Source organism: Massilia sp. BSC265 (assembly GCF_000740675.1).
Lineage (GTDB): Bacteria > Pseudomonadota > Gammaproteobacteria > Burkholderiales > Burkholderiaceae_D > Telluria.
Window position 1 is genome coordinate 538,676 of sequence record NZ_JPXI01000042.1, and the last position, 20,669, is coordinate 559,344.

Annotated in this window: 20 protein-coding genes and 1 rRNA gene; 7 read left to right on the plus strand and 14 right to left on the minus strand. The window is 64.9% G+C overall.

What is annotated here, in order from left to right:
* Window positions 1-248 precede the first annotated feature (248 nt).
* A complete protein-coding gene (locus tag MA09_RS23385; RefSeq protein WP_036253623.1) occupies window positions 249-464 on the plus strand; it encodes a hypothetical protein in 216 nt (71 codons plus the stop codon).
* 19 nt (window positions 465-483) lie between these two features.
* Here MA09_RS23385 and MA09_RS23390 read toward each other — a convergent pair whose 3' ends face one another.
* Window positions 484-1,041 carry an Hpt domain-containing protein gene (locus MA09_RS23390; RefSeq protein WP_036253625.1) on the minus strand — a complete coding sequence of 186 codons (558 nt, stop codon included), beginning with the start codon at window positions 1,039-1,041 and terminating at the stop codon, window positions 484-486.
* Between the two features lie 53 nt (window positions 1,042-1,094).
* Window positions 1,095-2,066 carry a CAP domain-containing protein gene (locus MA09_RS23395; protein WP_036253627.1) on the minus strand — a complete coding sequence of 324 codons (972 nt, stop codon included), beginning with the start codon at window positions 2,064-2,066 and terminating at the stop codon, window positions 1,095-1,097.
* Window positions 2,067-2,207: 141 nt separating this feature from the next.
* Between MA09_RS23395 and pssA the strand changes: the two genes are divergently transcribed.
* On the plus strand, window positions 2,208-2,993 hold the full coding sequence (gene pssA / locus MA09_RS23400; RefSeq protein WP_036253628.1) for a CDP-diacylglycerol--serine O-phosphatidyltransferase: 786 nt from the start codon (window positions 2,208-2,210) through the stop codon (window positions 2,991-2,993).
* Between the two features lie 118 nt (window positions 2,994-3,111).
* Here pssA and MA09_RS23405 read toward each other — a convergent pair whose 3' ends face one another.
* From MA09_RS23405 to MA09_RS23455, 11 genes are all read right to left on the minus strand, one after another.
* A complete protein-coding gene (locus tag MA09_RS23405) occupies window positions 3,112-3,423 on the minus strand; it encodes a metal-sensitive transcriptional regulator (protein ID WP_036253630.1) in 312 nt (103 codons plus the stop codon).
* A gap of 18 nt (window positions 3,424-3,441) precedes the next feature.
* Window positions 3,442-4,368 carry an aldo/keto reductase family oxidoreductase gene (locus MA09_RS23410; protein WP_036253632.1) on the minus strand — a complete coding sequence of 309 codons (927 nt, stop codon included), beginning with the start codon at window positions 4,366-4,368 and terminating at the stop codon, window positions 3,442-3,444.
* 103 nt (window positions 4,369-4,471) lie between these two features.
* Window positions 4,472-5,617, minus strand: coding sequence for a D-alanyl-D-alanine carboxypeptidase family protein (locus MA09_RS23415; protein ID WP_036253635.1), 1,146 nt, complete (start codon window positions 5,615-5,617; stop codon window positions 4,472-4,474).
* A 113-nt stretch (window positions 5,618-5,730) separates the two neighbouring features.
* Window positions 5,731-6,360 (minus strand): alpha/beta hydrolase, encoded by a 630-nt coding sequence (locus MA09_RS23420; protein WP_036253638.1) that lies wholly within the window; start codon window positions 6,358-6,360, stop codon window positions 5,731-5,733.
* Window positions 6,361-6,388: 28 nt separating this feature from the next.
* Window positions 6,389-6,721, minus strand: a complete 333-nt coding sequence (locus MA09_RS23425; RefSeq protein WP_036253641.1) for a ferredoxin — start codon at window positions 6,719-6,721, stop codon at window positions 6,389-6,391.
* A gap of 40 nt (window positions 6,722-6,761) precedes the next feature.
* Window positions 6,762-7,943, minus strand: a complete 1,182-nt coding sequence (locus tag MA09_RS23430; RefSeq protein ID WP_051933733.1) for a VanZ family protein — start codon at window positions 7,941-7,943, stop codon at window positions 6,762-6,764.
* Window positions 7,940-8,572, minus strand: a complete 633-nt coding sequence (locus MA09_RS23435) for an ABC-type transport auxiliary lipoprotein family protein (protein WP_307184589.1) — start codon at window positions 8,570-8,572, stop codon at window positions 7,940-7,942. The genes MA09_RS23430 and MA09_RS23435 overlap by 4 nt, the downstream gene beginning before the upstream one ends.
* A gap of 8 nt (window positions 8,573-8,580) precedes the next feature.
* Window positions 8,581-9,528 (minus strand): MlaD family protein, encoded by a 948-nt coding sequence (locus MA09_RS23440; protein WP_036253647.1) that lies wholly within the window; start codon window positions 9,526-9,528, stop codon window positions 8,581-8,583.
* Window positions 9,529-9,530: 2 nt separating this feature from the next.
* Window positions 9,531-10,385, minus strand: a complete 855-nt coding sequence (locus MA09_RS23445) for an ABC transporter ATP-binding protein (protein ID WP_036253649.1) — start codon at window positions 10,383-10,385, stop codon at window positions 9,531-9,533.
* A complete protein-coding gene (locus MA09_RS23450; RefSeq protein WP_036253651.1) occupies window positions 10,385-11,530 on the minus strand; it encodes an ABC transporter permease in 1,146 nt (381 codons plus the stop codon). Before MA09_RS23450 ends, MA09_RS23445 begins: the two co-directional genes overlap by 1 nt.
* 214 nt (window positions 11,531-11,744) lie before the next feature.
* On the minus strand, window positions 11,745-13,229 hold the full coding sequence (locus MA09_RS23455) for a B12-binding domain-containing radical SAM protein (RefSeq protein ID WP_036253653.1): 1,485 nt from the start codon (window positions 13,227-13,229) through the stop codon (window positions 11,745-11,747).
* A gap of 138 nt (window positions 13,230-13,367) precedes the next feature.
* Here MA09_RS23455 and MA09_RS23460 point away from each other — a divergent pair, with 138 nt between their 5' ends.
* From MA09_RS23460 to MA09_RS23470, 3 genes are read left to right on the plus strand one after another with little or no spacing between them, the layout of a single operon-like run.
* On the plus strand, window positions 13,368-13,682 hold the full coding sequence (locus MA09_RS23460) for a YbjQ family protein (RefSeq protein WP_036253655.1): 315 nt from the start codon (window positions 13,368-13,370) through the stop codon (window positions 13,680-13,682).
* A 3-nt stretch (window positions 13,683-13,685) separates the two neighbouring features.
* On the plus strand, window positions 13,686-14,150 hold the full coding sequence (locus MA09_RS23465) for a YbjQ family protein (RefSeq protein ID WP_036253657.1): 465 nt from the start codon (window positions 13,686-13,688) through the stop codon (window positions 14,148-14,150).
* The gene (locus tag MA09_RS23470) at window positions 14,147-14,971 is read left to right on the plus strand and encodes a M48 family metallopeptidase (protein ID WP_081897774.1); all 825 of its coding nucleotides are present in this window, start codon (window positions 14,147-14,149) and stop codon (window positions 14,969-14,971) included. Before MA09_RS23465 ends, MA09_RS23470 begins: the two co-directional genes overlap by 4 nt.
* A gap of 54 nt (window positions 14,972-15,025) precedes the next feature.
* Here MA09_RS23470 and MA09_RS25625 read toward each other — a convergent pair whose 3' ends face one another.
* Window positions 15,026-16,201: an OmpA family protein gene (locus MA09_RS25625; RefSeq protein WP_036253659.1), complete on the minus strand. Its 1,176-nt coding sequence runs from the start codon at window positions 16,199-16,201 to the stop codon at window positions 15,026-15,028.
* A gap of 297 nt (window positions 16,202-16,498) precedes the next feature.
* On the opposite strand from MA09_RS25625, the gene MA09_RS23480 reads away from it, so the two are divergent.
* Together MA09_RS23480 and MA09_RS23485 are read left to right on the plus strand one after the other, a co-directional pair.
* A complete protein-coding gene (locus tag MA09_RS23480; protein ID WP_036253662.1) occupies window positions 16,499-18,916 on the plus strand; it encodes a penicillin acylase family protein in 2,418 nt (805 codons plus the stop codon).
* Window positions 18,917-19,356: 440 nt separating this feature from the next.
* Window positions 19,357-20,669: ribosomal RNA gene (locus MA09_RS23485) — 16S ribosomal RNA — on the plus strand; the annotation flags it as partial.

A 20,669-nucleotide genomic window follows, 5' to 3' on the forward strand; every position in this document is an offset into this window, starting at 1 on the left:
TGTCGTCGCGTGGCGCTCACATTGGCTAGATGGAATGCAAGTCCCTTGGACGGGTGTTGTTCGCAAGCCGAATCCGCATGCGAGGATTGCAGAGCCCGACCATTCGGCGCACACTGGGACGGAGTGGAATTGCACAGAACTGCCGTGGCGCGAATCCGCCGCGGTCCGCGCTTGAGGTTTCTCATGGGCACGATGTTCCGCTGAAGTAATCTTGGTTGCACTTCAGTCTGTCGTGTAGGGGGTGGATCTTGGAAACGACACAGGAAAGTTTTCCGGACAATGGGCTGGCTGCCGAGCCAGTGCTGGCCGCAGTGGCCATCGGTACCCCAGGGATGCCTGCGCGAGCGAGCCTGCCTGCGAAGGGCTCATGCTGGTACTGCGAGAAACCGCTCGACAGCGTGCGCCGCTTCTGCGGCAAGAGCTGTGCCTCTTCCTTCGACGAGGAAGCGGAATTCACCCGCTAGGCGGATCGTGCTGGCGCCTTCATGCGGCGCCCAGGACGGACAGCGCCCGCTCGTAATCGAAGGCCGCCACCGCCGACTCCAGTTCCGCCATGCGCGCCGCACCCAGGCGCGCGCGCAATCCGGAGCGCTTCTTCGCAATGACATCCTGGGCGCTGCTGTCGCCGTGATCGAGCAGGCTGTGCAGGCGTGCGAGATCGGCTTCCGCCAGCAACATATCGCCCGATTCCGGACTGCCGCCAGCCGGCCCAGCCACCATGGACTCCACCTGCGCCATCACCCGCGCCAGTTCCGCTTCCAGCCGGTCGAGGAGTGCCGCGTCAAGCGGCCTGCCTGCACGCAGCAGCTGTTCGACTTCCATCGCCAGCACCCGCAGGACGCGTGCCTCGATCATGGCGGCCGCGCCTTTGAGCGTATGGGCGATGCGGTACGCCAGCGTGTCATCGCCGGCGGCCAGCGCGGCGCGCAGGTGCGCGACCTTGTCGGCGTAGTCGGAGCGGAAACGGATGAGGACGCGCAGGTACATCGCCTGGTCGCCCATCATCCGGTCGAGACCCGCGGCAGTATCGAGCGCCTGCATGAAAGCCGTAGCGGGCGCCAAGACGTCCGGTACGGCTGGGGCGGGGGACAGGCTCACCGCGTCGTGAACGACCAGTCCCGGGTCACGGGGGTGCCGTTCACCGTGCCGGAGAAGCTGACGTCGTAGGTGGTGGCGGCCGCCAGCCGCGCCAGCGGCACGATCGCGATCGCGGTGCGCTGCGAGGCGTTGGCCGAGGAATTCACGAGCTGCACCTGCAGGTTGGCGCCGCCGCGCGGACGCACCGTGAAGGTCTGCATCGTCAGCGGGGCGTCGATGTTCGCGTGCACGCTGATCGGGTAGCCCACCTCGTTGAGGTTCGGGACCGGATCCGGTTCCTCGGTGTCGCTAAAGAAGTTCGGCACCACGCCGGTCTGGCCGTTGAAAGGCCAGGTCACGATGGTGTTGGCGGCGATGCCGGGGCCGAAGCCGCCGCGGGTCGCGAAGTCGGCGGTGAAGTAGTTGTAGCCGCGCGCGGAGGTGGCGGCGCCGGTGCCGATCTCGCGGAACTTCGGCTCGAACATCACGAAGCGGTGATAGATCGCGGTGACCAGTTCTTCGGCCATGTAGAAGCCGGTGCCGTTGGTGACGCCGGAGATGATCTCGCCATAGGCATAGCCGGAGGCAGGGATGGTGTAGCCGGCCGCGTTCAGGCGGTCCTTCAGGGTGACGCCGGTGAAGCCGGGATTGCCCACCGTCTGGTCGTGGCTCATCACGTTGTTGGTGCGCAGGTACTCGGAGTGGCCCAGCGCCGCGCGGTTGATCAGCACATTCTCGGCCACGGCCGGCACGCCGGCCTGGATGCGGCGGTAATTGATCCAGTTGCGGCCATCGACGGCGATGTCGCCGGTCGCCGTGGGCGCAGCGGCGTCGGGTACGATGGACGGGGGAATGTTGGCCGGCGGGTTGACCGCAACCGGGTTGGCCGCGACGCCTGCGCTGCCGCCGCCGCCGCCTCCGCACGCGGCCAGGGTCGATGCAGCCGCAAGCAGGGCGATGAGGGAACGCCAGCGAGGCATATAGCTCATGTTGCAACTCCTGTCAATACTGTGAAACGAAGTCACATTCTAGAGCAAAAAAGAGGCACGCGCCGCGCGCCGTGTTGCGTGACGGCCGGCATATTTCGCTCCCTGTAGAATAAGCTATCGATCCTATTGCCGAGTCATCAATTGTCGACCAAGCCCACCAGCCGGCAGCGCCTCGCGCGCGCCAAGTTCGCCCTGCCAAGTTTCGTGACCCTGCTGTCGATCGCCTGCGGCTTCGGCAGCATCGTGATCTCGGTGGACAATGCGCACATCGGCTCCCCGGCGGACTACCGCCTGGCGGCGATCCTGCTGGTGCTGGCCGGCGTGTTCGATGCCCTCGACGGCTTTGTCGCGCGCGTCACCAAGACCCAATCCAGCTTCGGCGTGCAGCTCGATTCGATCGCCGACGTGATGAACTTCGGCTGCGCCCCCGGCCTCTTGTTGTATTGCTATGGGTTTGCCCAAATGGGCGCCGCGCACCCGACCCTGGTGCGCATGGGCGGCCTGGCCTGTTTCGTGTTCGTCGCCTGCGGCGCGCTGCGCCTGGCGCGCTTCAACGTCATGGTCGGCCGCACCGACCCGCGCTACTTCGTCGGCATGCCGATCACGGCCGGCGCGGCCTGCGTGGCCTCGGTGGTGGTGGCCTGGCCCGATCCCGCCACCACCATGGCGCAGTGCTTCGGGATCATCGCGCTGATGCTCGCGGTGGGCACGCTGATGGTGTCGACCATCCGCTTCCCGAGCTCGAAGCACCCGCGCGGCAAGGTCATGCTGGGATTGCTGGCGGTCTGCCTGGTGCTGCTGGCCATCCTGCAGACGCGTTTCTTCGTGTTGTTCTTCCTGCTGTACGTGTGCGCGACCCTGCTGCTGAATATCGCATGGCGCACCGGCTGGACGGGCATCGCGCCGCCGAAGGTGTACGAGGATTGAACGCGTGGGCGGCTATGCCGCCCACGCGTTCACGTGGCTGCAAGATCATCCGGTCGCGGCTTTCACTAGGTAACTATCACCGCGTGGGCGGGAGACCCGCCCACCCTACGAAAAGCGATCAAGCGAACTTGTCGAGCATCGCCGCCAGGTGCGCAACGCGTGCCTGCGCCTCGTCGAGGTCGGCCGCATTGCCGGACTGGGTCTGGATCGCCCCCGCCAGCAACTGTACGAAGGAGCGGTCGAGCGCCTTGCGCGCCGCCGCCATCTGCTGGGCCACCGCATCGACGTCCGAGGGGGCCGCGGCCAGCGCGATCAGCTTCTGCACGCCGCGCAGCTGGCCCTCGATGCGTGCCAGCCGGTTCAGCAGGTCTTTCTTCTGCTGCGCGGTAAGGGCGCTGCCGTCAAGGATCTTCAACGGGATCTCGGCCATCGTCGTCGACCTTGGACTTTATGCGACCTCGTGCCCGCGCGCGGCGCGCAGGATGCGGAACCAGTCGCCGCGCTCGAGACGGAAGGAGGTACCCGCCACCGCTTCGCGGATCGCTTCGAAGCGCCCGGTGCCGGTGAGCGGGATCGGGCGGCTCGGGAGCTGCAGGATCCAGGCGAACAGCACGCTGGCGAAGGGCTTTTCCATGCGGTCGGCGACCTCCTGGACGACCGTACGGACTTCGACGGCGCGCTCGTCGCTTGACGTGAACAGGCGCCCGCCGCCCAGCGGCGACCAGGCCATCGGCGCGATGCGCAGGTCCTGCATGCCGTCGAAGGTCTCGTCGAACATCGGCGCGGTGAACATCGGCGAGAACTCGACCTGGTTGGTGGCGAGCGGCACGCGGCGGTTCAGGCATTCGAACTGGTGGCGCGTGAAGTTCGAGACCCCCACGTGGCGCACCTTGCCGGCCTGCTGCAGGCGGGTAAAGGCTTCGGCAATCTCGTCGAAGTCCATCAGCGGGTCGGGGCGGTGGATCAGCAGCAGGTCGAGATGGTCGGTGTGCAGCTGGCGCAGCGATTCTTCGCTCGATGCGACGATGTGGGCGGCGGTGGTGTCGTAGTGCTGGATGCCGTGCTGCGGGCGCTTGTTTGATACCAGCTTGATGCCGCACTTGCTCACCAGCTCGATGCGGCCGCGCAGCGAAGGCTGGGCGCGCAGGGCTTCGCCGAACACGCCTTCGACGCCGTAGTTGCCGTAGATGTCGGCGTGGTCGAAGGAGGTGACGCCCAGTTCGATGCACTGCTCGATGAAGGCCACGCGCTGCTCGACCGACATGCCCCAGGCGTTCATGCGCCACATGCCGGCCACGATGCGGGACAGTTCCAGCCCCCCTTCACGGGTCGTGATGCGGGGGCAGTGCAGGTCGGCAGGGAGCAGGGTGGTCATCGTGCGCTTTCGGATGGACAGGATTGCACGATTATAGCGGCACCGAAAAACAAAAAGCCCGCCCGGCTTGCGCACGGGCGGGCTTTCCTGAATGCTCAGGGAATTACTGCATCCACAGGCGCATCGAATCCCAGGCGCGGCCGAAGATGCTGGCTTCCTGCACCTCGTCCAGCGTCACCACCGGCAACGCGAGCAGCGGCTTGCCGTCGACCATCATCTTCAGCGTGCCGACCTGCGCATTGCGCGCCAGCGGCGCGACCAGCGGATCCTTGCGCTCCAGGACCGGCTTCATCTTGCCCGCCACGCCCTTCGGCACGGTCACCAGCACGTCGCGGGTGAAGCCGATCTTCACGTCCGCAGCCGAACCCTTCCACACCGGCGGGGTCGCCACGGCCTGGCCCTTCGAGTACAGCCTGACGGTGTCGAAGTTCTGGAAGCCCCAGTTCAGCAGCTTCTGGCTTTCCTGGGTGCGCACGCCGTCCGAGGCGGTGCCCAGCACCACGGAAATCAGGCGGCGCTCGCCGGCATTGCCGTTCGGGCGGCGTGCCGAGGCAATCATGCTGTAGCCCGAGGACGCGGTGTGGCCGGTCTTCATGCCGTCCACGGACGGGTCCAGCCACAGCAGGCGGTTGCGGTTCTGCTGGGTGATCTTGTTGTAGGTGAACTGCTTGATCGAGTCGATCTTGTAGAACTCGGGGAAATCGCGGATCACGGCCGCGGCCATGAGCGACAGGTCGCGCGCGGTCGAGTAGTTGTTCGCGTCCGGCAGGCCGTGCGGGTTGGCCCAGCGGGTGTTCTTCAGGCCGAGGCGCTGGGACTCGCGGTTCATCAGGGTGACGAAGGTGCCTTCGTCGCCGGCCACGGCTTCGGCCAGGGCCACCGCCGCGTCGTTACCCGACTGGATCATCAGGCCGTGCAGCAGGTCGTTGACCGACACCGGGACCTTGGGATCGATGAACATCTTCGAGCTGCTCGCGTCCACTTTCCAGGCGCGGACCGAGACGTTGACCATGGTGTCCAGGGTCAGGCGCTTGTCGCGCAGCGCGGCGAAGGTCACGTAGGCCGTCATGACCTTGGTGAGCGAAGCCGGTTCGATGCGGGCGTCGGGGTCTTGCGCAGCGATGACCTGGCCACTCGTCGCGTCGAGCAGCAGCCACGACTTGGCTGCGATGGTCGGGGCCGGCACGGTCTGTGCGCTGGCCGAAGCCATCAGCAGGCTGGCGGCCACGGCCGCTAACAGTTTTTTCATGGGAGTGTTCGTCTGTAAAAAATGCCAATGCAGAAGTGCGCAAGGCAATACAAGGTGATGTCACCTCGGGTATTGCCTCAAGAGAAGAGCCTAATTATTGCACAGCGAAAGCTTCAAATGTCACGCCGCCACATTTCTACGACAAGATTTTTAATGTGGCCGAGCTTGCGGTGGAAGAAGTGGTCGGCGCCCGGGATCACGGTCACCGGGATGTCGAGCGGGCGCGCCCAGTCGAAGACCTCCTGCAGCGTGATCGTATCGTCAAGTTCGCCGTGGATCAGGATGGTGTCCGCCGGGACCGGCGGCATCGGCCACTTGCCGGCGGCGGTGCCGACCAGCACCAGGCGCTCGGCCGGGCGGCCTTCGGCGATCAGGCGCTGCTGGAACTGGGCCTGCACGAAGGTGCCGAAGGAGAAACCCGACAGGGCCACCGGCAAATCCGGGTACTGCTCGGTCATGTGACGGTACATGATGTCCATGTCGTCCACCTCGCCGCGGCCGTCGTCATGCACGCCTTCCGACTCGCCGACGCCGCGGAAGTTGAAGCGCGCGGTGGCATAGCCGAGGGTGACGAAAGTGCGCGCCAGGGTCTGGGCCACCTTGTTTTCCATGGTGCCGCCGTACAGCGGGTGCGGGTGTGCCACCAGCGCGATGCCGCGCGGCTGGCCTTCCGGCAGGTCGAGGATGCACTGCATCTTGCCGGCGTGGCCGTCGAGGGTAAACTTGTGCGAATACTTGTTCATTACGTGCTTGGTAGTCTTGCAGGGGTGATCAGATCTTCAGGCGTTCCACGACCTTGCCGCCCACCAGGTGGGTGTCGATGATGTCGTCGATGTCGGCGTTGTCCACATAGGTGTACCAGGTGCCTTCCGGGTAGACCACCAGCACCGGTCCTTCCTCGCAGCGGTCGAGGCAACCGGACTGGTTGATGCGCACCTTGCCCTGGCCGTTCAGGCCAAGTTCCTTGATGCGCTTCTTGGCGTGCTTCTGCGCCTTCTCGGCGCCGCACTTGCCGCAGCTCTGGCGCGCGTCCTTGCCGTCGCGCTCGTTCATGCAGAAGAAGACGTGGTGCTGGTAGAAAGGTGCGTCGTTCGTGTCGCTCATGTCGTTCTCGTCAAAGATGGTCGCAAGCCGCCATGATACTTCAAGGCGTCCCGTCCGCCGCCCCGGGACGCGGTTCCGGGCGATTCAGCTGGTGCGAGGGCAGCAGCAGGAACCACAGCGCCAGGAAGGGCCATGTCAAGGAAAGGAACTGGGCCGCGCCGTTAAAGTTCAAAAACTTGCCCTGCACCCAGCCCTGCAGGGTGGAGACGAAGTAGGGATTGACCGGCACCGTGTTGACCACGATAAGGCTCAGCACCAGCGTCACCACCGCCAGCCGCCGCTGCGCCACCTGCGGCGCGAACACCAGGCCGGTGAGCATGATGATGCCGATGATGAAGCCGCCCTCCGCGCCGGGCGTCACCCAGACGAAGGCATTATCCGGCCGGAATAGCAGCGAGCTTGCCAGCGCTTTCATCACCAGCGCCACGGCCAGGAAGGCCACCATCAGGAGGAAGCGTGGCGCGTTGCGGCGCACCAGGCACATCAGGGTGAGCACGGCCCCGGTCATGCCGCAGGCCGTGATGATGGTCTCGGACAGCCAGTACTGCTCCACCGTCATGGCCTCGCCCGGGCGTAGCAGGCTCACCAGGTCGATGTCGGTATCGAACCAGCGCGACAGCCAGCTTGATACGATGGGCAGCACCTGGCCGTGGCCGAACAGGTAGCTTTGCGGGTAGATCTGCGCCAGCGGCCACAGGGCCACCAGCACCAGGCCCTGGCTGGCATAGGGCGCGAACCAGCGGCGCCGCAGCTGGAACAGGCGGCTGCGGTCGAGCAGCCCCGGCGCCCACCAGGCGCCGAGGACCGCGCCGACCAGGCAGCCGCCCGCATTGGTGATCAGGTCCAGGTTGGACGGCACCCGGCTGGGCAGGAAGTTCTGCACCGTTTCCATCGTGAGCGTCACCAGGATGCCGCCCAGGCTTGCCAGCAGCACCGCCCAGATGCCGCGCACGCGCGGGTAGACCGACAGCACCAGCAGCATGCCGAGCGGGATGTAGCCGACGATGTTGACGCCGACGTCGAAGCCGGTCCAGTAGCGCGGCTTGACCAGGTTGAGGAAGGTGAACAGCGGCACGCCGCTGTTGCGCCAGCCCTCGAACGGGTACCAGCTGGCGTAGACGATCAGCAGCAGGTAGGCCAGCAGCGCCGCGCGTGCGATCGGCGAGCCGCGTCCTTCTCGCGGGCGCTCGCGCTGGTCGACGGCGACGTCGGCTTTGGTCATCGCTTGCGGGTGTCGACCGTCGCCAGCCAGGCCAGGATGTCGCTTGCTACGGCGTCGGTGCTGGCGGCGAGGGCGCGCGCGCCGCCCGGGGCATCGGCGCTCGGGGCCGGCGTCGTGCGGGTAAAGGTGCGCTGGTCGAGCAGGCGGTGGTCGTTGAACAGCGAGGCGCGCAGGGTGATCCGGCCTTCGCTCTGGTTGACGCCGCTGAAGGCATGGACGAAGTCGTCCACTTCCACGCGCAGCAGCGGCACGCCGGTCGAGGCGTCGGTGGCCGACAGCACCTTCATGCCGGACTGCGCCAGGCGCGTCTTGACGCGCTGGGTGAGCATTTGCAGCGGTTCGTTGGCCCAGCGGCTGTGGGCATAGGTGCGTGCCTGCAGCGCGTCGGCGTAGGCCAGGCGGTAATACATGCGTTCGTTCTCGAGGGCGGACGGGCCGGTGAAGTCGATCACGACCAGGGCCGGCATCGACGCTGGCGCCGGCGTGGCCTGCTGCAGGGGTGTTGCGGGTCCAAAGTCGAAGCTCGTGCTTTCCTGGGTCTTGGTGCTGCCGCAGCCTGCGAGGATGAGGCTCGAGGCGGCGAGGGCAATCAGGGAGCGGATCGGGAAACGAAGCAAATAAGCGGTCACGGTGGTCCTCATTTGGTCGGTGGCACGAAGCCCGGTTCGCCCGGACCCGGCTGGGCGCTCGGGGCGCCGAACAGGATGCTCTGCGGGCGGTCGGACAGCGAGGTGGCGGTGCGCTTCACGGCGCGCAGTGCGCCGCGCGCCTCGTCCGTCATCTGGACGACGTGCGGCAGGGTTTCGAGTTCGAGTTCGCTGGTGGCGGATTGCAGCGAGCCGACCGCGCCGTTCAGGCGCTCGAGCGGTCCGTCCGGCGCCTGCAGGCGATTGGCCAGCTGGCCGTAGCTGCTGGCGGTGGCCTGGATGGTGGAGGCGGTCGCATCGAAGGAGGTCAGGCTGCGTTCCAGCTTGCCGGTGAGCGCCGGGAGGCGCTCGATGGTCGGCTCCAGCTTCTGCGGGATGGCGGCATAGGCGTCGGCCGCCTTGCCGATGCTATCAAAAGCGCCGACGATGGTCTTCTGGTTCTCGTCGGTGACCATCTTGGCCAGGCTGTCGGTGATCTGCTCGGTCTTCTCGAGGATGGCCAGGCCGCGCTTTTCCAGGATGTCGAGCAGGCCCGGGCGCAGCGGGATGCGCGCCGGCCGGTCGTCGGGCTGGGCCAGACGCGGCGAGCCGGTGCGGTCGTCGTCGAGCTGGATGAAGGCGATGCCGGTCACGCCCTGGTAGCCGAGCGAGGCGAAGGTGGTGGTGGTGATCGGCGAATCCTTCTCGACCGACAGGCGGATCAGGATCTGGCCGGTGACGCGCGGGTCGAACACGATCTCGTCGACGCGGCCCACTTCCAGGCCGCGGTAGCGCACCGTGGCCTGGGGATTCAGGCCCGGGATCGACTGCGTGGTGACGATCTCGTAGGGCAGCAGCTCGGTGCGGTCGCGGTTGAACCACAGCCCGGCCAGCACGGCCGCAATCACGAGGGCGATCGTGAAGACACCTGTCATCAGGGCATACGACCTGTTTTCCATATTCAGTCCTCCGATTCGTTCTGGGCGTGGCGCTCTTCGAGCACTTCCAGTGCCCGCTGGCCGCGCGGGCCCAGGAAAAAGTGTTTGATGAACGGGTGCTGGACCCGCAGCACGTCGCAGGCCGGCCCGACCGCCAGCACGTGCTTCTCGGCCAGCACCGCGATGCGCGACGACAGCGCGAACAGCGTGTCGAGGTCGTGGGTGACCATCACCACGGTGAGTTTCAGTTCGCTGTGCAGGGTCTGGATCAGCGACACGAAGGCATCCGACAGGTCGGGGTCGAGGCCGGCCGTGGGTTCGTCCAGGAACAATAAGCGCGGTTCCAGCGCGAGGGCGCGCGCCAGGGCGGCGCGCTTGACCATGCCGCCCGACAGGTCGGACGGCATCTTGTTGGCGTGCTCGGGACCGAGGCCCACCATGTCCATCTTGAGCAGCACGGCGTCGCGGATCACGTCCTCGGGCAGGGCGCGCAGCTCGCGCATCGGGAAGGCGATGTTGTCGAACACGCTCAAGGCCGAGTACAGCGCGCCCTGCTGGAACAGCATGCCCCAGTGGTTGCGCATGTGCTGCAGGTGTTCCGGGTCGGCCTGGCTGATGTCCTCGCCGAACACCTTCACGCAGCCTTCGGAGGGGCGCTCCAGGCCCAGCATCTGGCGCAGCAGCACGGTCTTGCCGGTGCCGGAGCCGCCGACGATGGTGAGGATCTCGCCCGCATAGATGTCGAGGTTCAGGTCCTGGTGCACCACGGTGCGGCCGAAGCGCGTCCACAGCTTGCGGATCTCGACCACCGGCGGCCCGACGTCTTCCTCGGGGCGCTTGTTCAGGCGCTGCGGCGCGCGTTCTTTCAGGTCCGCCATCAGAACCCCACGTCGTTGAAGATGATGGCGAACACCGCGTCCGCCAGGATGACCACGGTGATCGCCGTGACCACGGCGGTGGTGGTACCACGGCCCAGGCTCTCGGTGTTCGGCTTGATGCGCAGGCCGAAGTGGCAGGACACCAGGGCGATCAGCATGCCGAACACGCAGCCCTTGAGCAGGCCGATCGTGTAGTTTACCACCGGCACCGCGTCCGGCAGCTTCTGGATGAAGTAGCGGAACGACAGCCCCAGCTCGATCTTGGCCGAGACCATGCCCCCGATCAGGGCCATGGCATCGGTCCAGACCACCAGCAGCGGCATCGAGATGGCGAGCGCGATCACCTTCGGCATGATCAGGCGCTGGCCGTGCGAGATCCCCATCACCAGCATGGCGTCGAGCTCTTCGGTCACGCGCATCACGCCCAGCTGAGCTGTGATGGAGGAGCCCGAGCGGCCGGCGACAAGGATCGCCGCCAGCAGCGGGCCCAGCTCGCGGATCACGGCCATGCCCAGGATGTTGACGATATAGATGTCGCCCCCGAACATGCGCAGCTGCTGCGAGGACAGGAAAGAAAGCACGATCCCGATCAGGAAGCCGACCATTGCCGTGATGCCGAGCGCCTGGAAACCGGAATGGTAGATGTTGGCCGAGATCTCGCGCCACGGCCCGGCCTGGGGGCGGCGCAGGAAGCGGCCGATGTCCAGCACCAGTTGGCCGATCAGGCCGACGAAACCGCGCAGGTGCTCGAAAAACGACAGGACGCCGCCGCCCAGCACGATCAGCCAGTTCAGCGGGCTGACCTTGTGGCGCGGCAGCTTGATGGCGCCGGCCTTCTCGATGCGGCCGAACAGTTCCTCGTGCTGCGGATCGAGCTTCAGATTCGCGGGACGCTGCTTGCCCCAGGCGTTCCAGAACATCTGGGCGCCGACATGGTCGAGGCGTTCGATGCTGGAGAGGTCCCAGTCGAGGGTCTGCTTGTGCTTGAGCGCGGCCAGGGTGCGGGTGATCCCCTTGAGTACGCCCTTGCGCGACAAGGTATGTACCTGCCAGACGCCGCTCGCCACGACAGATTGGGCCGCGCCGGTATCCGAGGCCCGGTCTGGATGCTGGATGGTTAATATTGGCGCATTTTCAATCTGCATTGCGCCAGTGTAAAAGAGAATCGTTATCGCTGCTACACGGTTTCTAACGTAGCGCGCCAAGTACTCGACAAGAAATGAATGTGAATTTTGGCAAACAGAACCGGATGCGATGCAAGGCGGCGAGTGCGCCGCAGTGCGGGCACTGCAAGCAGGAGCCAACGTAGCAGCGCGCCGCTTATGGCAGCCAAAAACACATTTATTTATGGGCGAGTACTTACGCCGCCAGGTGGCGCACCTGGCGTTCCGGCGCCGCCGCCACCGGTTTCTGCACGACGGCGGTATCGACCTTGCCGGCATAATCCGAGGCCAGCAGGGCCGCTGCTTCATCCCGCGCCATGCCGCGCAACTGCAGCCATTCCTGCACCAGCTTGGCCAGCTTCTCGAGCGCGATGCGGTGGGTGGCGTCGGTTTTGGTGTAGATCCAGTCCGAGAAGGCCATGAAATTGTCGAACGGCGCTTCGCCCAGTAGCGCACGCGTGGTATTGGCGAAACGGCCCGAGTTGGCGACCAGGTCCCAGTAGCGGGCGAAGCGCACCAGGCGCTGCATGGTCGGGAAGTCGACCTGCTTCGTCGCCAGCACGGTATAGGGCGGGTAGGGATCGTAGACCATGCCGAAGGGCTCGGTGTGGCGGATGATCGGGGTGCCGCGCAGGCGTTTCAGGATGCCGAACTGGATTTCCTGGGCGCCAAGTTTGACCAATTGGTCAAAACCCTTGGCAAAGCTGGTCACGTCCTCGCCCGGCAGGCCGGCGATCAGGTCCACGTGCAGGTGGGTCCGGGAGTGCTCGGTCAGCCAGCGGATGTTGTCGGCGGCCTTGGCATTGTCCTGGCGCCGGCTGACCAATGCCTGCACCTCGGGGTTGAAGCTCTGGATGCCGATCTCGAATTGCAGCGCGCCGGGCGGGAATTTGGCGATGGTCTCCTTCAGCGCTTCCGGCAGGTGGTCGGGGACCAGCTCGAAGTGGGCGTAGACCGGGTCGTCCGGGTTCGCTTCCAGCTTGTCGAGGAAGAACTGCATGATGCGCAGGCTGGTCTTGACGTTCAGGTTGAAGGTGCGATCGACGAACTTGAACAGGCGCGCGCCGCGTGCATGCAGCGACTCCATCTGCTCCAGGAAGGCATCGAGCGGGAACGGCCAGGCGGTCTTGTCCAGCGAGGACAGGCAGAACTCGCACTTGAACGGGCAGCCGCGCGAGGCTTCCACGTACAGGGTGCGGTGGGCGATGTCCTCGTCGCTATATAAAGAATAGGGCAGGGCGATTTCCGCCATCGGCGGCTGCACGCCGGCGTGCACCTTCATCAGGGGCTTGGGGCCGTTCAGGATCTCGCCGCACAGCTTGGGAAAGGTGACGTCGCCCCAGCCGGTGACCACGTAGTCGGCCAGCCGCACGATTTCCTGCTCCCCCACCTCGTGCGAGACTTCCGGGCCGCCCAGCACGATCGTGAGCTGCGGCGCCACGCGCTTGAGCATCGCCACCAGCCGGGTGGTTTCCTCGACGTTCCAGATATACACGCCCAGGCCGAGGATGCGCGGCCGGTGCGCCAGGATGCGCTCGACCAGGTCGCTGGTCTTGGCGCCGATGACGAATTCCTGGATCCGCGTCTGCTCTTCTAGCTGTCCCATGTTCGCCAGCAGGTAGCGCAGGCCGAGCGAGGCGTGCGTGTAGCGGGCGTTGAGCGTGGAAAGCAGGATGGACATGGTGGCGGACTGGCGGATTGGAGACAAGGGCGTCATTTTACTGCGCCGTGGCCGCACACCGGCGAGGATATGCATGGTAAGTTGCCTCTAGAAAAGATCGGTATCTACAATCAGACACTTCTTATAAATAGGACTGCCATGCTTCTTACCAATATTGAAACCATCCCGGGCAAGCAGATCGTCGCGTGCCACGGCGTCGTCTCCGGCAGCTCGGTGCGCTCCAAGCACGTGGGGCGCGACATCATGGCCGGCCTGAAGAACATGGTCGGCGGCGAGCTGCGCGGCTATACCGAGCTGCTGGAAGAATCGCGCGCGCAGGCGACCGAGCGCATGAAGGCCCAGGCCGCGCAGCTGGGCGCCAACGCCATCGTCAATGTGCGCTTCTCGACCTCGTCGGTGGCGGCAGGGGCGGCCGAGATCTATGTATACGGCACCGCGGTGACCGTCGGCTAAGCCATGGAAACCATTATCCTGCTGGCTTTCTGGTCGGTGCCGGTGGTGCTGGGCTACGTGTTCGGCCGCGCCGCCGAGTCGCGCCACTACCGCTCGATCATTGCCAGGGAAAAGGAACAGCTGAAGCTTCCCGCCACCTCGCTGAAGACCCCGGTGCGCAGCGGGCCGGTGGCGCGCAGCGAACTGGTCACGGGCAGCGTCGTCATCTCGATCGACTATTTCAAGAAGGCGGCGTCGGCGCTACGCTCGCTGGTGGGCGGCCCGGTCAAGTCCTACGAGACCCTGCTCGACCGCGCCAAGCGCGAGGCAGTCTTACGCCTGAAGGAAAGCTGCCCTGGCGCGGACGAGATCGTCAACCTGCGCCTGGAAACCCTGCCCCTGGCCGGCAGCCAGCGCAACCAGGTGACGGGCGTCGAGGTGCTTGCCTACGGTACCGCCATTTATTATGCGGACGCCGGCCAGGCATGAAGTACCAGGGCGGGCTCCCTGAGCATAACGACAATATCTCGCACGAGCATCCGCTGAAGGATTTCCTGCTGATCCTGCTGGCGCTGTCGCTGGCGGTGCTGGCCGGTATCTGGGTAGCGGGCCTGCTGGTGGACCGGGTGGTCGACGATATAAGTCCCGAGACAAAAGCGCGGCTTACCCGGCTGCTCGCGCCGCCGCTGCCGCCCGCGCGGAAGGATGCTGCAGCGCGCGAAGCCTGGCTGCAGTCGCAGGTGGATGCGTTGCGGCAGTGCGCCGGCATCGCCGGCCCGGTGAACGTGCGCCTGGTGGCGTCCCCGCAAGCCAACGCCGTTGTCCTCCCGGGCGGCACCGTGATGGTTTACGCAGGCCTGCTCGAGCAGGTGAAGTCGGAGAACGGCCTGGCCTTCGTGCTCGCCCATGAACTGTCCCACCTCGTCCACCGCGACCACCTGCGCGCCATCGGGCGCAGCCTGGTCGTGATCGCGGCGGCGACCGTGCTGACCGGGGATGGTTCGTGGGCGGCTGGGGTGCTGGCGCCGGCCCAGCACCTGGGCGAGACCAGGCATTCGCGCGAGCGCGAGTCCCTGGCCGATGCCAGGGCGCTGCGGATCCTCCAGTGCCGCTACGGGCACGTCGGCGGCGCCACCGAATTCTTCGAGGCCCTCAGGAAGCAGGATGGCGATGCGCCGGCCCTCGGTGCATTTACCCACTACCTGGCCTCGCATCCTTCGATGGCGGCCCGCATCGAGGCGCTGCAGCTGGCGATGCGCCAGGCCGGCCTGCGCAGCGATCAGGTCCGGCCCCTGTCGCTGCCGCGTTGAAACAAAAAAGCCGCCACGGCTTGCGCCGGGCGGCCTCTTGTTCGGGTACCGGAATTACTTGGTGACGGTACGGGTGCCGACCACTTCGATGGTCACGCGGCGGTTCTTGGCGCGGCCTTCGGCGGTGGCGTTGTCGGCGACCGGCTGGGTCTCGCCCTTGCCTTCGGTGTACAGGCGGGCCGGATCCAGGCCTTTCGACACCAGGTAGGCCTTGACAGCTTCCGAGCGGCGCAGCGACAGCTTGTCGTTGTAGGCGTTGCTGCCGACCGAATCGGTGTGGCCGACGGCGATCATCACCTCGGTGTTCACGCCTTCCAGTTTCGACATGAACTCGTCGAGTGCCGCCTTGCCTTCCGGCTTGACGATCGCCTTGTCGAAGTCGAACAGGGCTTCAGCAGCGAACGAGACCTTTTCCGAGGTCGGGACCGGTTCCGGTGCCGGAGCCGGTGCGGCGACCGGTGCCGGCGCCGGGGCTGGTTCCGGTGCAGCGACCGGCGCCGGGGCGACGTAGGCTGCCTTGGCCGGACGGCCGAACTTCCAGACCAGGCTCAGGGTGGCGGTGTCGATGTCGCCGCGGTTCTGGACCGCGTCGGTCACGCGATAGCGCTCCACTTCGCCGCGCAGTGCCATGGCTTCGTTGAATGCGTACTCCAGGCCCACGCCGTATTTGCCGTGGCGACGGCCTTCGTTCGGCGGGTTCGCAACGGTCACGGCGTCCAGGCGGCTGCCGCTGAAGCGGGTGGTGGCCTTGGTGTACTGGACACCGCCGCGCGCCAGGAAGGTCAGGCGCTCGGTGATCGGCAGGCGGCCGACCAGGTCGAGGTTCACGCCGCGGAACTTGGTCTCACCGTTCAGGTTGCCACGGTTGGTCCAGGCCTCGAAGTCGAAGTTTTCCAGCTCGAAGTAGCCGGCTTCGATGGCGAAGTAGCGGTTCAGTTGCTTACCGACGAACAGCTTCCAGGTGACGTCACGGTCGTCGGTGTTGAAGCTGCTCAGGGTCGAGCCATTCGAGTTCAGGGTGCGCTGCAGCGCGCTCTGGTCGATGTCGGCGCGCGAGCGTCCAGCGCCCACGCCTGCGTACCAGGCGCTGTTGGCCCAGTCCGGATTCACGAAGGCCGAGTCGGCTTGCGCAGGCTGCTGGGACGCTGCCTCCTGGGGTGCCGCGTGGGCATTCACCATGGTTGCGCAGGCCAGTGCGATCAGTGCGGCGAGTTTGTTGGATGCTTTCATTGTTCTGTTTTCTTCAATAAATACATTGGTTTGTTACCGGGGCCTCGAAGGCCTCGGCTCTCGGGGAGTTGCAGAGCTGAGTATTACCTTTTGGCATCTACCGTACTGTTCGCTATCTCGCATAAGAGAAATATTCTCTAAATAACAACACTGCGAACCAAGCAAGATGCGCGTGGTCTGTGCTCTTACTGAACCCATCACTTTTGCGAGTAGATGTCGACTGCAAAATTGTCTAGAGTTCAATTGTGCAATTTTAACATTGTCCTCCGCGCCCCGCTGGCCGCAGAAAGCGCCCTCATGCCAAGCCGTATTCCCGCCGTCGATCGCCGCGCCTGCCTGCTCGCGGCGGCGCTCGCCACCGCGCTGGCGCTGGGCGCCTGCAGCCGCGACGGGGACGACACTGCGGCTCCACCGCCACCGCAGACCGCCGCACGCATCCAGGTCGAGGTCGCGCGCACCAGCCACGGCGTGCCGCACGTGCGCGCCGACGATTACCGCAGCCTCGCCTACGGACTGGCCTATGCCTATGCCCAGGACAACGTCTGCATGTTCGCCGACTCGGTGCTGACCGTGCGCGGCGAGCGTTCGCTGTTCTTCGGCGCCGAGGCGCGGCCGCGCCAGCGCACCGGCGACGAGTACGGGGGCGGCAGCGGCTTCATGGACCTGAACAACGAAGAGAGCGACTTCTTCTTCAAGGGCTACCTCGACATCGAGCAGCTGCGCGCCAACTACGCCGCCGGCACGCCCGAACCCCGCCAGCTGCTCGAAGGCTTCGTCGAGGGCTACAACCGCTACCTGAAGGACTACGCCGGCAAGCTGCCCGCGGCCTGTGCCGACGCCAAGTGGGTGCGCCCGCTCACGCTCGACGACATGTATCTGGTGGTGGCGGAAAAGGCGCTGCACGCGTCCGGCCAGGCCTTCGCCAGGGACTTCGTCGCCGCCGGCCGCGTCCCAGGCGCCACGGTGAGCCTGGCCAAGGGGGCTCCGCGCAGGATCGATGCCTCCACGCTAGTGGCCCAGCTCGACAAGCTCAACCGCCAGGGCTTCGGCAGCAATGCGCTGGCGGTCGGCAAAGACTTGTCGGCGAACGGGCGCGGCCTGCTGCTCGGGAATCCGCATTACCCGTGGACCACCGCCGACCGCTTCTACCAGGCCCACCTGACCGTGCCCGGGCGCTACGATGCGATGGGCGTGATCATCGGCGGCGTGCCGGCGGTCGTCATCGGCTTCAACAAGGATGTCGCGTGGAGCCACACGGTCACCTTCGCGTACCACTTCACCACCTTCCGGCTGGCGCTGGACCAGACCGACCCGACCGGCACCACCTATCTCTACGACGGCGAGCGCCGCAAGATGACCTCGAAGACGGTGACCGTCGACGCGCTGCTGCCGGACGGGCTGGTGGGCCGGCGCAGCAAGACCTTCTATTTCAGCCACCAGGGCGCCGTCATCGTCCGGCCGGCGGCAGGCATGACCTGGACCGCCGGCGCAGCCTACGTGCTGGGCGACCCGAACCGCTACAACACCCGCATGCTCGAACAGTGGCTGGGCATCGGCACGGCCGGCAGCGTGCGCGCGCTGAAGGATTCGCTCGACAAGGTGGTGGGCCTGCCCTGGGTAAACACGGTCGCGGCCGACCGCGAAGGCAATGCGCTGTATGCGGACGCCAGCGTGGTGCCGCACATGAATGCGGACAAGTTCGTGAACGGTTGCCTGCTGGTGCAGGCGGCGCTGCTGTTCGACGGCTCGCGCAGCGCCTGCGCCTGGGGACAGGATGCGGGAGCGCCGCCGGGCATCTACGCGCCGGCGAAGGCGCCGTGGATGATGCGCACTGATTACGTCGGCAATTCGAACGACAGCTACTGGCTGACCAACCCGAAGGCGCTCCTGAGCGGTCCGGCCCCGCTGGGCTTCTCGCCGCTGTATGGGCGCACCGGCGTCGAGCAGACCCTGCGCACCCGCATCGGCTTCCGCCAGCTGGAAGACCTGCTGGCGCAGCGCAGCAAGCTGACCCTGGCCGACATGCAGGCCCTGGCCTTCTCGAACCGCGTGTATGCGGCCGAGCTGGTGCTGCCCGAATTGCTGACCGCGTGCGCCGCCCTGAGCAACGAGCTGTCGCACCAGGCCTGTAACGTGTTGCAGGTCTGGGACCGCCGCGCCAATGTCGACAGCCGCGGCATGGTGCTGTTCCGCGAATTCTGGAACGTGGCCTCGGCCATTCCGAACAAGTGGGCCGTGCCTTTCGATCCGGCCGACCCGGTCAACACGCCCCGTGGCGTGGCGCCGGCTGCGCTGCCGGCCATGCTGGGGGCGCTGCGCGGCGCAGCCGAAAAGCTGCAATCGCTCGGTATCCCCCTCGATGCGCGCTTCGGCGACTACCAGGTCGAGCCGCGCAATGGCGTGCGCATCGCGCTGCACGGCGGGAACGGCAACCAGGAGGGCACCTATAGCTCCCTGACGATGCGTACCGGCCTGACCGCCAATGGCTACGTCGGCGCCCACTGGGGACAGAGCTATATCCAAAGCGTCGGCTTCGACGAGCAGGGGCCGGTGGCGCAGGGGATGCTCACCTATGGCCAGTCGACCGATCCCAAATCGCCCTGGTATGCGGACCAGACCACGGTGTACTCGCGCAAGGAATGGCCGGCCCTTCCGTTCACGCAGGAGAAAATCAAGGCCGATCCGAACTACACGACGATGAGCCTGCGCGAGTAGTGCCGGCTTAAGCCGGCCTGAAATCTCTCAAAAACTCACGCCGGGTGCTTGCGCCATGGCCACCGGTTTTGCTATAGTTCGTGTCTTCCGACGCTGCTTCGATTCGCAAAACGAACGACAGCGAAAGAAAAAGAGGGGCTTGACGATGAACGCAAAACACCGCATAATCTCGCTTCTCTGCTGCTGACGAACACAACGCTTCGCACGGTGCAGCAAGGTAGTACAGAACAACGGTTCTTTAACAATCAACAGTCGATAAGTGTGGGCGTTTGATGAAGGTGCCGCTGGCTTCGGCCAGTGATTACTTAAATTATCAAATGTTCACAAAAGTATTAACGTTGCTCAGCAATGAGCGACGGTCAGTATCTTGAGTGAGCGAAATCGATCCAGTGGATCGATTTCGAAAGTCTGAGAAATCAGGTTTTCGACAAACAGAGATTGAACTGAAGAGTTTGATCCTGGCTCAGATTGAACGCTGGCGGCATGCTTTACACATGCAAGTCGAACGGCAGCGCGGGGCAACCTGGCGGCGAGTGGCGAACGGGTGAGTAATATATCGGAACGTACCCAGAAGTGGGGGATAACGTAGCGAAAGTTACGCTAATACCGCATACGATCTACGGATGAAAGTGGGGGACCTTCGGGCCTCATGCTTGTGGAGCGGCCGATATCTGATTAGCTAGTTGGTAGGGTAAAGGCCTACCAAGGCGACGATCAGTAGCTGGTCTGAGAGGACGACCAGCCACACTGGGACTGAGACACGGCCCAGACTCCTACGGGAGGCAGCAGTGGGGAATTTTGGACAATGGGCGCAAGCCTGATCCAGCAATGCCGCGTGAGTGAAGAAGGCCTTCGGGTTGTAAAGCTCTTTTGTCAGGGAAGAAACGGCTGAGGCTAATACCTTTGGCTAATGACGGTACCTGAAGAATAAGCACCGGCTAACTACGTGCCAGCAGCCGCGGTAATACGTAGGGTGCAAGCGTTAATCGGAATTACTGGGCGTAAAGCGTGCGCAGGCGGTTTTGTAAGTCTGACGTGAAAGCCCCGGGCTCAACCTGGGAATTGCGTTGGAGACTGCAAGGCTTGAATCTGGCAGAGGGGGGTAGAATTCCACGTGTAGCAGTGAAATGCGTAGAGATGTGGAGGAACACCGATGGCGAAGGCAGCCCCCTGGGTCAAGATTGACGCTCATGCACGAAAGCGTGGGGAGCAAACAGGATTAGATACCCTGGTAGTCCACGCCCTAAACGATGTCTACTAGTTGTCGGGTTTTAATTAACTTGGTAACGCAGCTAACGCGTGAAGTAGACCGCCTGGGGAGTACGGTCGCAAGATTAAAACTCAAAGGAATTGACGGGGACCCGCACAAGCGGTGGATGATGTGGATTAATTCGATGCAACGCGAAAAACCTTACCTACCCTTGACATGGAAGGAATCCCGGAGAGATCTGGGAGTGCCCGAAAGTGAACCTTCACACAGGTGCTGCATGGCTGTCGTCAGCTCGTGTCGTGAGATGTTGGGTTAAGTCCCGCAACGAGCGCAACCCTTGTCATTAGTTGCTACGCAAGAGCACTCTAATGAGACTGCCGGTGACAAACCGGAGGAAGGTGGGGATGACGTCAAGTCCTCATGGCCCTTATGGGTAGGGCTTCACACGTCATACAATGGTACATACAGAGGGCCGCCAACCCGCGAGGGGGAGCTAATCCCAGAAAGTGTATCGTAGTCCGGATTGTAGTCTGCAACTCGACT

Bases quoted from the DNA above. Each gene is read 5' to 3' on its own strand.
- MA09_RS23390 (WP_036253625.1), bottom strand. From the start codon at position 1,041: ATGCAGGCGCTCGATACTGCCGCGGGTCTCGACCGGATGATGGGCGAC.
- MA09_RS23395 (WP_036253627.1), bottom strand. From the start codon at position 2,066: ATGAGCTATATGCCTCGCTGGCGTTCCCTCATCGCCCTGCTTGCGGCT.
- MA09_RS23405 (WP_036253630.1), bottom strand. From the start codon at position 3,423: ATGGCCGAGATCCCGTTGAAGATCCTTGACGGCAGCGCCCTTACCGCG.
- MA09_RS23410 (WP_036253632.1), bottom strand. From the start codon at position 4,368: ATGACCACCCTGCTCCCTGCCGACCTGCACTGCCCCCGCATCACGACC.
- MA09_RS23415 (WP_036253635.1), bottom strand. From the start codon at position 5,617: ATGAAAAAACTGTTAGCGGCCGTGGCCGCCAGCCTGCTGATGGCTTCG.
- MA09_RS23420 (WP_036253638.1), bottom strand. From the start codon at position 6,360: ATGAACAAGTATTCGCACAAGTTTACCCTCGACGGCCACGCCGGCAAG.
- MA09_RS23425 (WP_036253641.1), bottom strand. From the start codon at position 6,721: ATGAGCGACACGAACGACGCACCTTTCTACCAGCACCACGTCTTCTTC.
- MA09_RS23430 (WP_051933733.1), bottom strand. From the start codon at position 7,943: ATGACCAAAGCCGACGTCGCCGTCGACCAGCGCGAGCGCCCGCGAGAA.
- MA09_RS23440 (WP_036253647.1), bottom strand. From the start codon at position 9,528: ATGGAAAACAGGTCGTATGCCCTGATGACAGGTGTCTTCACGATCGCC.
- MA09_RS23445 (WP_036253649.1), bottom strand. From the start codon at position 10,385: ATGGCGGACCTGAAAGAACGCGCGCCGCAGCGCCTGAACAAGCGCCCC.
- MA09_RS23450 (WP_036253651.1), bottom strand. From the start codon at position 11,530: ATGCAGATTGAAAATGCGCCAATATTAACCATCCAGCATCCAGACCGG.
- MA09_RS23455 (WP_036253653.1), bottom strand. From the start codon at position 13,229: ATGTCCATCCTGCTTTCCACGCTCAACGCCCGCTACACGCACGCCTCG.
- MA09_RS23460 (WP_036253655.1), top strand. From the start codon at position 13,368: ATGCTTCTTACCAATATTGAAACCATCCCGGGCAAGCAGATCGTCGCG.
- MA09_RS23465 (WP_036253657.1), top strand. From the start codon at position 13,686: ATGGAAACCATTATCCTGCTGGCTTTCTGGTCGGTGCCGGTGGTGCTG.
- MA09_RS23470 (WP_081897774.1), top strand. From the start codon at position 14,147: ATGAAGTACCAGGGCGGGCTCCCTGAGCATAACGACAATATCTCGCAC.
- MA09_RS25625 (WP_036253659.1), bottom strand. From the start codon at position 16,201: ATGAAAGCATCCAACAAACTCGCCGCACTGATCGCACTGGCCTGCGCA.
- MA09_RS23480 (WP_036253662.1), top strand. From the start codon at position 16,499: ATGCCAAGCCGTATTCCCGCCGTCGATCGCCGCGCCTGCCTGCTCGCG.